Origin of the sequence: Streptomyces violaceoruber (assembly GCF_033406955.1) — a bacterium.
GTDB classification, from domain to species: domain Bacteria; phylum Actinomycetota; class Actinomycetes; order Streptomycetales; family Streptomycetaceae; genus Streptomyces; species Streptomyces violaceoruber.
This window is the reverse complement of the sequence record NZ_CP137734.1, coordinates 888615-901310: the sequence shown is the minus strand read 5'-3', so window position 1 is coordinate 901310 and position 12696 is coordinate 888615. Positions and strand designations below refer to the sequence as shown.

The 12696-nt window shown below is 75.7% G+C and carries 9 protein-coding genes, 1 tRNA gene and 1 pseudogene; 6 read left to right on the top strand and 5 right to left on the bottom strand.

Features of this window, described 5'->3' with window-relative positions; genetic code table 11:
• Positions 1–47: 47 nt before the first annotated feature.
• Both R2E43_RS04240 and R2E43_RS04235 read left to right on the top strand, forming a co-directional pair.
• Positions 48–251: pseudogene (locus R2E43_RS04240) on the top strand (TMEM175 family protein); the annotation flags it as partial.
• A gap of 247 nt (positions 252–498) precedes the next feature.
• Positions 499–648, top strand: a complete 150-nt coding sequence (locus tag R2E43_RS04235) for a hypothetical protein (RefSeq protein ID WP_155562947.1) — start codon at positions 499–501, stop codon at positions 646–648.
• Here R2E43_RS04235 and R2E43_RS04230 read toward each other — a convergent pair.
• The 3 genes from R2E43_RS04230 to R2E43_RS04220 form a co-directional block, all read right to left on the bottom strand.
• On the bottom strand, positions 626–1789 hold the full coding sequence (locus R2E43_RS04230) for a Gfo/Idh/MocA family protein (protein ID WP_003972157.1): 1164 nt from the start codon (positions 1787–1789) through the stop codon (positions 626–628). The two genes, R2E43_RS04235 and R2E43_RS04230, sit on opposite strands and share 23 nt — an antisense overlap.
• 116 nt (positions 1790–1905) lie before the next feature.
• The gene (locus R2E43_RS04225) at positions 1906–2259 is read right to left on the bottom strand and encodes a cupin domain-containing protein (RefSeq protein WP_109028770.1); all 354 of its coding nucleotides are present in this window, start codon (positions 2257–2259) and stop codon (positions 1906–1908) included.
• A 241-nt stretch (positions 2260–2500) separates the two neighbouring features.
• Positions 2501–3478, bottom strand: a complete 978-nt coding sequence (locus R2E43_RS04220) for a bile acid:sodium symporter family protein (protein WP_003972155.1) — start codon at positions 3476–3478, stop codon at positions 2501–2503.
• Between the two features lie 475 nt (positions 3479–3953).
• On the opposite strand from R2E43_RS04220, the gene R2E43_RS04215 reads away from it, so the two are divergent.
• Both R2E43_RS04215 and R2E43_RS04210 read left to right on the top strand, forming a co-directional pair.
• Positions 3954–4112, top strand: a complete 159-nt coding sequence (locus R2E43_RS04215; RefSeq protein ID WP_332055916.1) for a hypothetical protein — start codon at positions 3954–3956, stop codon at positions 4110–4112.
• Between the two features lie 118 nt (positions 4113–4230).
• Positions 4231–4304 (top strand) — tRNA-Pro (locus R2E43_RS04210).
• A 521-nt stretch (positions 4305–4825) separates the two neighbouring features.
• On the opposite strand, the gene absR1 is transcribed toward R2E43_RS04210, so the two are convergent.
• On the bottom strand, positions 4826–5905 hold the full coding sequence (absR1, locus tag R2E43_RS04200; protein ID WP_011031363.1) for a beta-glucuronidase AbsR1: 1080 nt from the start codon (positions 5903–5905) through the stop codon (positions 4826–4828).
• 72 nt (positions 5906–5977) lie between these two features.
• On the opposite strand from absR1, the gene R2E43_RS04195 reads away from it, so the two are divergent.
• Positions 5978–7804, top strand: coding sequence for a LuxR family transcriptional regulator AbsR2 (locus R2E43_RS04195; RefSeq protein WP_193487224.1), 1827 nt, complete (start codon positions 5978–5980; stop codon positions 7802–7804).
• Positions 7805–7852: 48 nt separating this feature from the next.
• Here R2E43_RS04195 and R2E43_RS04190 read toward each other — a convergent pair whose 3' ends face one another.
• Positions 7853–11041 (bottom strand): CHAT domain-containing protein, encoded by a 3189-nt coding sequence (locus R2E43_RS04190; protein WP_408649136.1) that lies wholly within the window; start codon positions 11039–11041, stop codon positions 7853–7855.
• Positions 11042–11257: 216 nt separating this feature from the next.
• On the opposite strand from R2E43_RS04190, the gene R2E43_RS04185 reads away from it, so the two are divergent.
• Positions 11258–12691 (top strand): S8/S53 family peptidase, encoded by a 1434-nt coding sequence (locus R2E43_RS04185; protein WP_003972149.1) that lies wholly within the window; start codon positions 11258–11260, stop codon positions 12689–12691.
• Positions 12692–12696: the final 5 nt, after the last annotated feature.

The window sequence follows — 12696 nt, the reverse complement described above, 5'->3', positions numbered from 1 at the left end:
CACGCGGGCGCACGTGGAAACCGACTCCGGCCGGCGGTCCCGAGCGGGTGGTGGCGCCGGCCGACGGCGTCTTCGCGATCGCGATCACCCTGCTCGTCCTGGACTTCTCCGTGCCCAGCGGTCTGGACTCCTCGGCCTGCCACGCGGCTCTGCGGGATCTCGTGCCCAACCTGGGTGCGTACGTGCTCAGTCTGCTGGGGCTCGGGCCCTTCCGGCGCGAGCACCGCCGCATCCTCGGCCTCGTCGAGCGGGTCGACGGCCAGGTGATCACGCTGTCCCTGGCCGGCCCGGGCGTCGCGGCACTCGTTCCCTTCCCGGCCAAGCTCATCTCCGAGTACGGGACGAGCCGGTCTCCGTCGCGGTCCACGCGGCGGCGATCGCCGCCCCGGGCGCCTCCCACGTGGCCCTGCTCGCCGTGCTGGTCACCCGCCCCGGCGGTGCAGCGGCACGGCCCCCGAGGAAGGCTTCCTGCTCTTCGGCCCGGACACGGCGACGACGGTGGTCTTCGCACGGGGCGTCCCGCTCGCCCTGGCCGTCGGTCCCGCGGCGCTGTGGAGCCGGCTCGTCCTGGTCCCGGTCCAGGCCTTGCCGGGCCGGTGGGCGATGCGGGCCCGCCGCGGCGCCGTCACCCGGGCTGCCCGGGACTGACCCAGGTGCCGCGCTCCGCCGACCGCGACATGGCCTCCAGTACGGCCGCACTGTGCACGGCGTCCGACAGGGTGGCGCCGTACGGGGTGCCCTCCGCGATCGAGCGCAGGAAGCGGTGGGCCTCCACCACCTTCAGGTCGTCGTACCCCATGGCGTTCGCGGCCCCCGGCTGGAACGCGGCGAACTCGCCGTCCCCGGGGCCGACGTACACGGTGCTCACGGGCTGGTCCTGGTACTCCGTGCCGCGGCTGACGCGCAGCTCGTTCATGCGGCGGAAGTCCCAGAACACCGCGCCCGTGGTGCCGTGCACCTCGAAGCCGTAGTTGTTCTGCTCGCCGACGGAGACCCGGCAGGCCTCCAGGACACCGCGGGCGCCGGAGGCGAAACGCAGCAGGCAGCTGACGTAGTCCTCGTTCTCGACCGGGCCCGGCTCGCCGCCCGTGGCCCGGGCATGACCGGCGGTGGCGGCGGCGGGGCGGGCCCGCTCCGGCACGAAGACCGCCGTGTCGGCGGTCAGCGAGGCGATGTCGCCGAGCAGGAACCGAGCCAGGTCCGCGCCGTGCGAGGCCAGGTCGCCGAGCACCCCGCTGCCGCCGCGCTCCCGCTCGTAACGCCAGGTCAGCGCACCCTCCGGATGCGCCGCGTAGTCGCTGAAGAAGCGGAGGCGGGCATGGGTGACGGTGCCGATCTCCCCGGCCGCGATCAGGCGGTGGGCGGTCTCCACGGCCGGGGCGTTGCGGTAGTTGAAGCCGACCGCGCCCTGCACACCGGCCCCGGACACGGCGTCCGCCACCGCCCGCGCATCGTCGGACGACAGGCCGACCGGCTTCTCCACCCAGATGTGCTTGCCCGCCCCGGCCATCGCGACGGCGATCTCGCGGTGCAGGAAATTGGGGGCCGTGATGCTCACCGCGTGCACCCGCGGGTCCGCCGCCACCTCGCGCCAGTCCCGGGTCGTCGAGGCGAACCCGAACTGCGCGGCGGCCTCCTCGGCCCGCCCCGGCACCTCCTCGGCGACCGTCACCAGCTCCGGGCGCAGCGCCAGGTGCGGATAGTGGTGGCGGACCCGGGCGTACGCCTGGGTGTGCACCCGGCCCATCCAGCCGAAACCGACGACGGCGACACCGAGTGCCTCGACCATGAGCGCCCCTCTTCGGATCTGTCCGTGATCTGTCCTGCGTGATCTGTCCGAGGCCACCCTGGGCGGGCGTCGGCATCATGTCAACCTTTTGACAGGACAAAGACCGGGGACCCGGCTCACGGACGCCCGAGGTCGATCGCGTACGCCTTGCGCAGCGTCTCGTGCACCGTCCACGTCGTACGGTCGCCCTCGCGCAGCACGGCCAGGTCGCCCGGTCCGACCGTGAGGGTCGGACCGCCCGCCACCTCGATGGTGGCCGAGCCGCTGAGCACGACGAACATCTCGTCCGCCTCCGTGTCGGTGACCACGCCGGGGGTGATCTGCCAGACCCCGCGCACCCGGCGGCCGTCCGGCGACTCCCAGACCACCCTGCCGGTCACCTCGGGCGTGCCGGACACGATCTGGCCGGGGTCGAGCGGCTCGGGTTCGAGCTCGGCGTCGGGGACGTGTACAACGAAGCTGTGGGTCATGGCGCGACGGTAGCCGGGCCGCGCGGGGCGCCGGGGGAGACAGGGTGTGGGGTATCCGGCCCGGCCGGCCGACACTTCGTCGCGGCCGAAGGCGGCCGAAGAACGCGAACAGAATTCCCCAAGGGGGCGCGGGGCTCTGACATCGTGCGGCTCCGCCGCGCGGGTGCGACCAGCCACGACGCACCCGCGGCCGGCCACCGCCTCTGGCGAAACGGCGCTGCCCCGCTCAGCCGACCGCAGGTCACCGCCCCCGGCGCGACAGCCACGCGGCCACCACCGCGCCGGACACGTTGTGCCACACGGAGAAGACCGCCGCGGGCAGCGCCGCCAGGGGGCTGAAGTGGGCGGTGGCCAGCGACGCGGCGAGGCCGGAGTTCTGCATGCCGACCTCGAAGGCCATGGCACGGCTGCCGGGCTCGCCCAGCCGCCCGAGACGTCCCGCCCCGTAACCGAGGGCCAGGCCGAGCCCGTTGTGCAGCACGACGGCGACGAACACCAGCCCCGCGGCCGACTTGATGGCGTCCGCGCTGCCCGCCACGACGACCGCCACGATCACGGAGATCGTCAGCGCGGACAGCCAGGGCAGCGCGGGCAGCGCCCGCTGCACGTACCGCCCCGCGAGCAGCCGTACGACGACGCCCGCGAGGACCGGCAGCAGCACCGTCTTGAGGATGTCGGTGACCATGGACCCGGCGTCCACCGGCAGGTACTCGCCGGCCAGCAGCAGTGTCAGCGGCGGGGTGACAAGCGGCGCGACCAGCGTGGAGACGGTCGCGACGGAGACGGACAGCGCGACGTCGCCGCGGGCCAGGTAGGTCACCACGTTGGAGGCCGTACCGCTGGGCGCGCAGCCCACCAGGATGACGCCGGCGGCGAGCTGCGGCGGCAGGTCGAGCAGGTGGGCGATCGCCCAGCCGAGCCCCGGCATGATGACGTAGTGCGCGACGAGCCCGAGCGCCACCGCCCAGGGGCGCTTCACGACTCCGCGGAAGTCCTCCGGGGTCATCGTGATGCCCATGCAGAACATCACGACGCCCAGCAGGTACGGCACCGCCTCGCTCCACCCGGTGAAACTGCCGGGGAGCAGCAGGCCGAGGGCGCCGGCCAGGAGGACGAGGACCGGGAAGACGGTCACGGCACGCCGCGCGGAGCGGTCGCCGGTGGCGTCGGCACCGAGGTGTTCGTCGTGTTCGTTGTTCGCAGTACTTTCGGTTCGCACCGTGCGAGGTAACGCCTGGTGGGCGGCGTGACGCAAAGGTGTCTCGCGATGTGATCATCCCATCCGCACCGCCGCCGACAGATGCTCCACCGTCCGGCCCGTCTCGGTGAACGTCCGCGTCACGTGGCCCGAGGAGCACACCCACGGGAGGCGCAGCGGCGTGTCCGCCACGTCGCGGAACAGGTGGGGAACGCCCGCTGCCGGACAACGCCGGCGTCACCGCGGACGGCACGCCCACCACCGGCCCCTCGCTCGCCGTCCTGCCGCTCCCGCTCGGCGGTGCCAAGGGATCCGGCATGTCCCTGGCCCTCGAACTGCCGACCAGCGTCCTGGTCGGCGCCAGAACGCCCTGCCGATCGCCCGCGACCCGGCCGCCTTCGGGACTGAGCCCCGGTCCGGGGGCGGGGGCGGCGGGAGCACCGCGGACTTCACGGCCGCCGTCGACGAGACCCTCGGCACCCTGAAGGGCCCGCCGTTGGCGCACGGCGCCGACGGGGTGTACTACCCCGGCGAACGCAGCACCGCCCGCGACGTGGAACGCGTCGCCGACGGGGTACCGGTGGCACCGAAGGTGTGGCGCGACCTCACCGAGCGGGCGGCGCCGTCCGGGATCAGGCCGCCCGGGACCGGGTAGCGCGCCCCCTCCACGTCGCCGGCCGCCCCGGAGGGGAGGGGCCGGCCGGCGACTCCGCCCCGCCGCGCGCATGGGGTAGGCTTGACCAGCGCGATCACGGCGAACCCGGATCGCGCACCGGGACGTGGCGCAGCTTGGTAGCGCACTTGACTGGGGGTCAAGGGGTCGCAGGTTCAAATCCTGTCGTCCCGACGGTTGCGAAGGGTCTTCGCGGGCGAAAGCTCGCGGGGACCCCTTTCTCTTGGCCTCCCCGGCCTCTTCGCGGTGGGCGGACACCTACTTGACGCCTCTTCGGCGCCGCAACCGCCTCCCCTCTCACCCGGCCACGACGACTGTCCGGGCAACGCCGTCGCGCACCGCCTTCTCGGCCTGGACGAAATCTGTCCGGCGACCCTCCTGGCACCGCGCCCCGACTGCCCCGACGGCGGGTACTCCGCCCTGCGGCCGCCGTACGCCGGCCCCGCGGCGCTGCCCGGCGTGCCGGGCCTCCTGGAGCGGCGCCCGACCGCCCGCCCGGCCTTCGGCCGCCACCTCGCGGGCCGTCCCGCCCGACGGGACGAGCGATCCGGAAATCGCCGTGCCCGCCGCCCCCCAGCGGCGGACACGGCGTGTGCCGCGGCGCGCGTCGCCCTCCCCCGAAGGCGGCGCGCGCCGCGACCGGCCCCCGGCGCCGGTCTGTGGCCACGGCGCACGGGTGCTTGTGAGCCGCGCGGTCACCAGTACATGACCGCCGTCTCGCCCGCACCCCACGAGGAGTACAGGCGCACCCGGACGACATAGCGGCGGCCCTTGACGAAACGGGCCCTGATCGTGGCGTTGAGGGGGGTTCCCCCGTCGTCCTGTCCGGCGAAGTAGCGGGGCACACCGTCCCGCTCCTCGAAGACGACGACGACGGCGTCGCTGTCACCGAAGGTGCCCACGGTGTACTCGCGGGTCTCCGGCGGATCCACACGGAAGTCGGCCTGCTCACCGGGCCCGAGCCCCAGCGGCACCGAGCGGAACGGCACCAGCGGACCGGGCCGGCCGGTGGGCGGGTACCAGCGCAGGGCGAACTCCTTGTCGGCGGCGGAGAGCGTACCGGGCGGACGCAGGCCGGAACGGTAGTGCTCGGGCTCCAGTATCAGGCCCGAGGAGAACGGGTACTCCATGATCGACTGCGGGTCCCAGACCGGGCCGTTGGCCTCGTCGCCGTCGAGCTTGCGCAGGATGTTGTGGAAGGTCCGCTCCCGGCTCCAGTGGTTGGGCGGGCCCGCCAGCTCGGCGTAGACGGCCTCGTCGTCCCACAGGATGCCCGCGAACGGGCTCTGGTGCTCGTGCAGCATGCCGAGCGCGTGCCCGATCTGGTGCAGGGCCGTCGCGCGCTCGCCCGGCGCGGTCAGGTCCCAGCCGAAGTTCATCGTACGGTCGTTCAGACCGACCCCGAGCGCGTCCTTGCCCACCGCCGACCAGGACCCGTCGCCGGGCTGGAAGCCGATGCGCAGCTCCGCCTCCGACCGGTCGCGGACCTCTTCGAGGCCGAGCCCGATGCCCAGGTCGCGCCACTCCCGGAAGCAGTCGCGCACCACGTCCCGCTGCTCCTCGGTCCCCGCCCACGAACCCCGCCGCGGCCGTCCGGTGCCCGGCATCGGGACGACCGAGGCGTCGGTGTCCCCGCCGAGGAAGCAGTAGTGCAGCACGGTGGCGTTGGCCCACATCCGCTGCCCGCCGACGAGCGCGGCGACGCGCTCGGCGGCCAGCCCCGGCGGAAGCACCGGGGCAGGCTGCCGCGCGAGCGAGCAGTAGCGTGCGGTCATGGGCATCAGGGTGCCGTCCGGGCCGGTCCCGGCGCCTGAGTCGGGGGGTACTCAAGTCACCCTGTATCAGGGATGAGTATGCCGACTCATGTTGCCGTGACGACTTCTCTGCGGGACGCGAAGAGGCTGGAGACCCCCTGGCCGTTCACCGGGCGGGCGGACGAACTGGAGCTGGTGCGCGGGTCCGTGGCGGCCGGACGGGGCGGCCTCGTGGTGACGGGTCCGGCGGGCGCGGGCAAGACCAGGCTGGTGACGGAGGCCGTACGCGGCACCGACCGCGCCCGTGCCGCCGGGACGCCCGAGACCCGGGACGTCCCCTTCGCAGCCTTCGCCCACCTGCTGCCCGAGGGGATCACCCTGCACCGCGCGGTACACCTCCTGTCCGGCGTACGGCTGCTGCTGGTCGACGACGCGCACCTGCTCGACTCCGCGTCGGCCGCCCTCGTGCACCAGCTCGCCGTGCACGGCCGTACCCGCCTCCTGGTCGTCGCCACCGACGGCGCCTCCGTACCGGACGCCGTGTCCCGGCTGTGGTCCGGTGAGCTGCTGCCGCGCCTCGCCCTGGAACCGCTGCCCCGCGAGGAGACCGCCGAACTGCTCGCGGCCGGCGCGGACACTTCCCTGGAGCCGCTCACCGTCGACCGGTTGCACCGCCTGTGCCGGGGAGACCTGCGGCTGCTGCGCCACCTGCTGGCCGCCGTCCGCGAGAGCGGCCTGCTCGTGCCGGTGCCGGACACGGACCAGTGGGCGTGGCGCGGACCGGTGCCGATCACCCCGGCGGTCCGCGAGCGCACCGCTCAGGTACTCGACCGCCCCCGCACCGAGGAGCGGGAGACGCTCGAACGGCTCGCCTTCGCCGAGCCCCTGCCCCTGGACCTGGACCCGGACGCGCTCGACATACGGATCCTGGAGAACCTGGAGGCCGAAGGCCTGGTCACCGTCGACGACCACGGCGCCGGGCGCCTCGCGCACCCCCTGCACGGACCGGTGCTGCGCGCCGCCGCGGGCCGACTGCGGGCCCGGCGCCTGGCCGTCCGCACCGCGGACCGGACCGGTCCCGCCCTGGAGGCGGAGCGGGCCGCCCTCGCCCTGCGCGTCGAGCAGGCCGACGTACGGCCGGTCGAGGCGCCCGTGGGGGAGTGGCTGGCCGCCGAGGGTGTGCCGCTGCCGGCCGGGTACGCGGCGCTGCGGGCCCGGTTCGCCCGGTTGGGCGGGGGGCTGCGCGACGCCGCGGCCTGGGCCCGCGAGGGCCTGCGGACCCACCCCGACGACCCGGACTGCCGTACCGAACTCGCACTGGCCACCGCGCAGTCGGGCGACGGGGCGCGGGGTGGCCAGGAGGCCGCCGTCGCCTGGGCCGCCGCCGCGCGCGGCGACCTCGACGAGGCGGTCCGGACGGCCGGCCGGGGCGACCCGTACGACGCCGTCCGGCTCGGTGCGCCCGAGCGCGCGGTCGGCCGGCTGACCGGCGTCTTCGCCGCGCACGCCGACGCCCTCGCGCGCGCGGACGGACCCGCGCTCGACCGGGTCGCCGACGAGTTGGAGCGGCGCGGATTCCTGTTGTTCGCGGCCGAGGCGAGCGCCCAGGCGGTCCCCGTCCACCGCGATCCGCGGGCCGCCCGCACCGCGCGGACCCGGGCCGCCGCCCTCGCCCGACGCTGCCAGGGCGCCCGCACCCCCGCGCTGTCCGGACTGGTGCTCGGCGAACTCACCGCCCGGCAGCGGCAGATCGTCACGCTCGCCGCCGCGGGCCTGAGCAACCGGCAGATCGCGGAGCGGCTGACCCTCTCCGTCCGCACCGTCGGCAACCACCTCTACGGCGCCTACACCCGCCTCGGTGCGGGCGACCGCGGCGCCCTGCCGTGGCTCATGGAACTGCCCGAGCCCCAACCCGCCTGACCCGGCGGCCGGGCACCGGGCGGGCTCAGGCCGCCCCGAACGGCGGGCTCAGGCCGCCCCGAACGCCGTGAAGGCCCATCCCGTCGCCTGGTGCACCGCGTCGCCCGGCAGCGCGGCCCGCGCGTCGCGCAGCGCCTCCGCCAGGGACAGGCCGGCCTCCAGCCCCTTGTGCAACGCGAGCATCAGGGGAACCACCGCGGCGTCGTTGACCGGCGCGGTGCACGCCACCACCCCGGCCGTGCCCAACGGCAGCAGCGCGGTGACCAGGCCGAGCAACTCGTCGGCGCCGACCGACGCGAAGCGCGCGGTGTCGCAGCAGGGCAGGATGATCCGGTACGGGCTGCGGTCCAGCCGCTCGAAGTCGTGCACGATGAGCGGCCCGTCGGCCATCCGCAGCGACGAGAACAACGGACTGTCCGCGCGGAAGGTCCCGTGCGCCGCGATGTGCGCCAACGCGGCCCCGTCCAGTTCCCGCAACACGCCGGGCACCCGTGCGTCGTCGCCCTCCAGCACGACGGTTCGGCCCCGCTCGGCGGCGCCGGCCCCGGGGGCGCCGGGTCGCGCCTGCCGGGCGGCGCCGGCCACCCGGCCGACGACCTCCCCGTCGACGCCTGCGCCGACGCCGTCGACAACCAGCGAAGCCCGTCCCCCGCCGCCGTCCGCCGCGGTCGGCTCCCCCCGTCCCCCACGCTCCCACCCACCTCGCGGCGGCACCGCGAGCACCCCGGCGGGCCGCCCGTGTTCGCCGCGGTGGGGCCCGCCCTGCGACGGCACCCGGCGCGTTCCGGTCGACGGTGCGTGTTCGCCGCGGTCCGGCGCGGCCTGCGACGGCACCGAAGGCGCACCGGCCGCCCGTGGGTGCTCCCCGCGACCCGGTCCGTCCGACGCCGGTACTCGGTGCGGCCCGGCCGGTTCGCCGGGCCCACCGCGGTCCGGTGCGGCGGGTGATGGGCCTTGGCGCGGCCCGGCCGGTTCGCCGTTGTTCCCCGGGCGCCGCTCGCCCCGCGGCGGCACCGAAGGCGTGCCGGCAGGCTCCGCGTGTCCACCGCGCTCCCGTCCGCCCCCCGGTGGCGGCCGGTGCGCCCCGGCCGGGGGCCCGGGCGACGGGCTCCCCGCCCCGTTGCTCCCCGGCCGCGCCCCCGCGTACCGCTCGGAGAGTTCCGGCACCTCGGCGCCGCCGCTCGCCAGGCCGGGGCCGCGGACCAGTACCTGGCGGCCGCCGGGCGGGGGAGCGGTGTCCCTCGCGCGCAGCCAGCTGCTCGCCGACGGCGACACGCTGAGAACGCGGTCCCGCAGGACCGGCAGCAGCGCCCACGGCACCCGGTGCAGCCGGCCCGGCGGGACCACGACGACCGGGCCCGAGCCGAGGTGGGCCGCGGCGGGCCCCAGCAGCAACTGCTGGAGGCGCGCGCCCGCCGCCTCCACCAGCGGCAGCCGGGCCTCAGCACCCGGATGGGCCAGCCGCCGCAACCCGGCCTGCACGTGCTCCGCCTCCACCTCCGCCTCGGCCAGCAGCCCGGCCTCGAAGCGCCGTACCCGGCCCTGCCCGCACAGCAGCACGTGCACGCGCCCGTCGAGCACCGCCAGCTCCACCAGCCGCACCTCGTCGCCCAGCCGCCGCAGCAGCCGCCCCACGTCGAACCGGTCGCCGTCGCCGGGCGCCTCGCCCCGCATGTGCAGAGTGCGGGAGCGGATCTCCCGCTCCAGGCGCCGCTGTTCGCGCTCCAGCGCGGGTGCGGGCCGGCCGCCGTCCGTGCGGGCCTCCTCCGCGCGGGCCGCGAGTTCCCGGAACGCCGTCATGGCGGTCAGCAGCACCGGATCGGCCGGCGGCCGGGTCGGCGGCGCCGACAGCACCGTCGCCCGCCAGCGCTCGCTCCAGCCCAGCAGCCGCCGCGGCCCGCCCGAGACCAGCGACGCCCGCTGCGCCAGCGCCGCCAGCTCCGCGCCCTGCGCGGTGGCCCGGGCCCGCAGCTCCGAGGCGCCCAGCGTCATCCGGTGGTCGTCGAGGACGTCCAGACCGCGCCGGCAGGCCTCCAGGACGCCCCGCGCCGACCCCGCCGCCCGCGCCCGCAGCGCCTGCGCCGCCCAGCCCGTCATCCGCGCCAGCGGCGGCCCGCCGTGCCGGCTGCGCGCGGCCACCGCCAGATGCCGTTCCGCGTCCGCGGTCCAGCCGAGGTCCAGCGCGATCCGGCCCGCCAGCAGCGAGGCCTCCGGCGCGGCCGGGGCCCCGAAGGCCGCCAGCCGCTCCGCCACCGCCGCCGCGTCCGCGACCAGCCGGCCCGATCCGCGCCCCGTGGCGACCCGAGCCTCGATCAGCACCAGCCGGGCGTGCGTCTCGTACCAGGTGCGCCGCTGCCCGGCGAACAGCCGCACCGCGACGGCCGCGCGCGCCAGCGCGGTCTGCGGCTCGCCCGCCAGCCGGGCCGCCCGCGCGGCCACCAGCAGCAACTCCGCCTTGCGGGTGGACTGCCCGCCGATCCCGTCCAGCGCCGCCACGGCCCCGTCCGCCTCCGCCAGCGCCTCGGTGGCGAGCCCCGCCGCCATCAGCACCTCGCAGCGCCGGATGGTCAGCATGAACGTCGGCGTGCCCAGCTTCCCGTACCGCTCCTCCGCCTCGTCCAGGAGCCGCAGCGCCGCCGGAACGTCACCCGAACGGAAGGCCGCCAGACCCCGGCTCTCCACCGCGTCGGCCTTGTCGTGCTCCTGGCCCGTGGTGTCCCACAGCGCCTCCGCCGCGGTGAAGTCGGCGTCCGCCCGCTCCACCGATCCCAGTGCCAGGTGCACGGTCGCCCGCAGCGTCAGCGCCCGCGCCGTCCAGATCACGTCCTCCGCCTGCCGCAGCACCGGGATCGCCCGCCGTACGTCCTCCAGCGCCTCCCCGTGCCGGCCGAGGACCCACCACACGTACGCCCGCCGGAACAGCACCCGCGCGCGCGTGTGACCGCTCCCGCGCGCCACGCCCCGCTCGAACGCCTCCAGCCCCGCCCGCGTACGCCCGGCGTGCACCAGCGCGACCCCGAGCGTGGCCAGGACGTCCGCCTCCCGCTCGGCCGAGTCCGCGCGCGCGGCGAGGTCGCGGGCGCGCCGCAGATGGGCCAGGGCGCGCCGGGTGTCGCCGAAGTCCCGCTGCCAGATGCCGATCACCTGATGGGCGACCGAGGCGTGCAGCGGCGAGGGATCGGCGCCGAGCAACTCCTCCGCCCGCGTCAGCGCTTCGCCCGGGGCGGCGAACACCATCGGCAGCAGGTCGAGAACCGAGTCGTTTCGCGCTGTCACCCCACGGATGGTAGTGCTCCGGAACCACGCCACACAGGTTCGAGTCTGTATCAATCGGCCACCCCGGGACTCTGATTGACGACCGCTGCCACCACCGTGGTCACATCCGGGGGCACACCCGCGGTCACGCCCGGGCCCCGGCCGTCGTCACCGCCACCGCCACAGTGGAGGACAAGAATGGCACCACAGCGATTCCGCGAGCAGTTCGACCAGATCCAGCGCTCGATGCCGGACGTCCCGCTGGCGATGGGCCCGGACGACTCGGCCGAGTTCTTCTACGAGAAGGGCGTCGTCCTCGCCCGTGACGGCGAGGAGGCCCGGCTCGTCGAGGACACCGTGCGCGACCACTTCACCACGATGGCCGGGCTCGCACCGGACCACGTGCGCCGGGCGAGCCCCGAGTCCAACCGCACCGGCATCACCCGCATCCAGGTCGCCGACCCCGGGGAGGGTGCCCGCGACGGCGACCCCACCGTCGCCCACGCCCTGCGCTCCCTCAGGACGATGGAGGGCCGCGCGGGCCGCCGGCTGATCAGCCGCAACCACGTCGTCTCCATCGCCGTCAACGCCTGCCCCGGCGACGAGCCCGTGCCCGTCCCGCTGAGCGAGCCGCCCAACCCGGCCGCCGACGGGACGCCGTACGACGCCGGGACCGCCGTCGGCGTCCTCGTCATCGACACCGGCCTCATGCACGACTACCGGTCCTACCCGCTGCTGGCCCACACCGACGGCGACGCCCAGATCAGGGAGTGCGACGACGACGGAGTCCTGTGCCAGTACGTCGGGCACGGCACCTTCATCGCCGGGCTGGTCGCCGCCGTCGCGCCCAACACCGACGTGACCGTCAGCAACACCCTCAACGACGCGGGCGCGATCCTCGAGTCGGAGCTGGGCGAGAAGCTCTTCGAGGCCGTCGACAGCGGCGGCTGGCCCGAGGTCCTCAGCCTCTCCGCAGGCACCTCCAACGGCCGCACCGACGGCCTGCTCGGCGTCCACGCCTTCATGGAGGAACTCCGCGACCAGCGCACCCTGCTGGTCGCCGCCGCGGGCAACAACGCCAGCGCCACGCCCTTCTGGCCCGCCGCCTACGCCACCCTGCCCGGCTGGGAGGACTCGGTGCTCTCGATCGGGGCGCTGCGCTCCGACGGCGAGTTCGGCGCCTGCTTCAGCAACCACGGCGGCTGGGTGCGGGCCTACGCCCCCGGCGAGCGCCTCACCAGCGCCCTCACCGGCTTCGGGACACCCGTGCCGTACGTCTACCAGCACTCCACCTACGACGCCTGCCGGTTCGGCTTCACCTATGCCTGCACCTGCCAGTACCCCCGGCACAACGGGGTGCTGAGCGAGCCGGGCGAGGCGCCCGCCAAGCCGGACCAGGTGATGTTCGAGGGGCACGCGCAGTGGAGCGGCACCTCCTTCGCCACCCCCGTGGTCGCGGGGCTGGTCGCCTCCCGGATGACGGCGCACAAGGAGACCGACCCGCGCGCGGCCGGCCGGCAACTCCTCGCGGCCAACACCGAGTACGCGGAGGTGCGCGGGGCGCACGTGCCCGCGCTGCTGCCGCCCACCTGGCGCCCGGTCCCCGTCGACCCGTCGGAAGGCGGGTCGTGAACGGC

What these genes read in the sequence shown, in the direction of transcription:
- R2E43_RS04225 (WP_109028770.1), bottom strand. Translation starts at nt 2,259, where the DNA reads ATGACCCACAGCTTCGTTGTACACGTCCCCGACGCCGAGCTCGAACCC.
- absR1 (WP_011031363.1), bottom strand. Translation starts at nt 5,905, where the DNA reads ATGACCGCACGCTACTGCTCGCTCGCGCGGCAGCCTGCCCCGGTGCTT.
- R2E43_RS04185 (WP_003972149.1), top strand. Translation starts at nt 11,258, where the DNA reads ATGGCACCACAGCGATTCCGCGAGCAGTTCGACCAGATCCAGCGCTCG.
- R2E43_RS04195 (WP_193487224.1), top strand. Translation starts at nt 5,978, where the DNA reads ATGAGTATGCCGACTCATGTTGCCGTGACGACTTCTCTGCGGGACGCG.
- R2E43_RS04190 (WP_408649136.1), bottom strand. Translation starts at nt 11,041, where the DNA reads ATGGTGTTCGCCGCCCCGGGCGAAGCGCTGACGCGGGCGGAGGAGTTG.
- R2E43_RS04230 (WP_003972157.1), bottom strand. Translation starts at nt 1,789, where the DNA reads ATGGTCGAGGCACTCGGTGTCGCCGTCGTCGGTTTCGGCTGGATGGGC.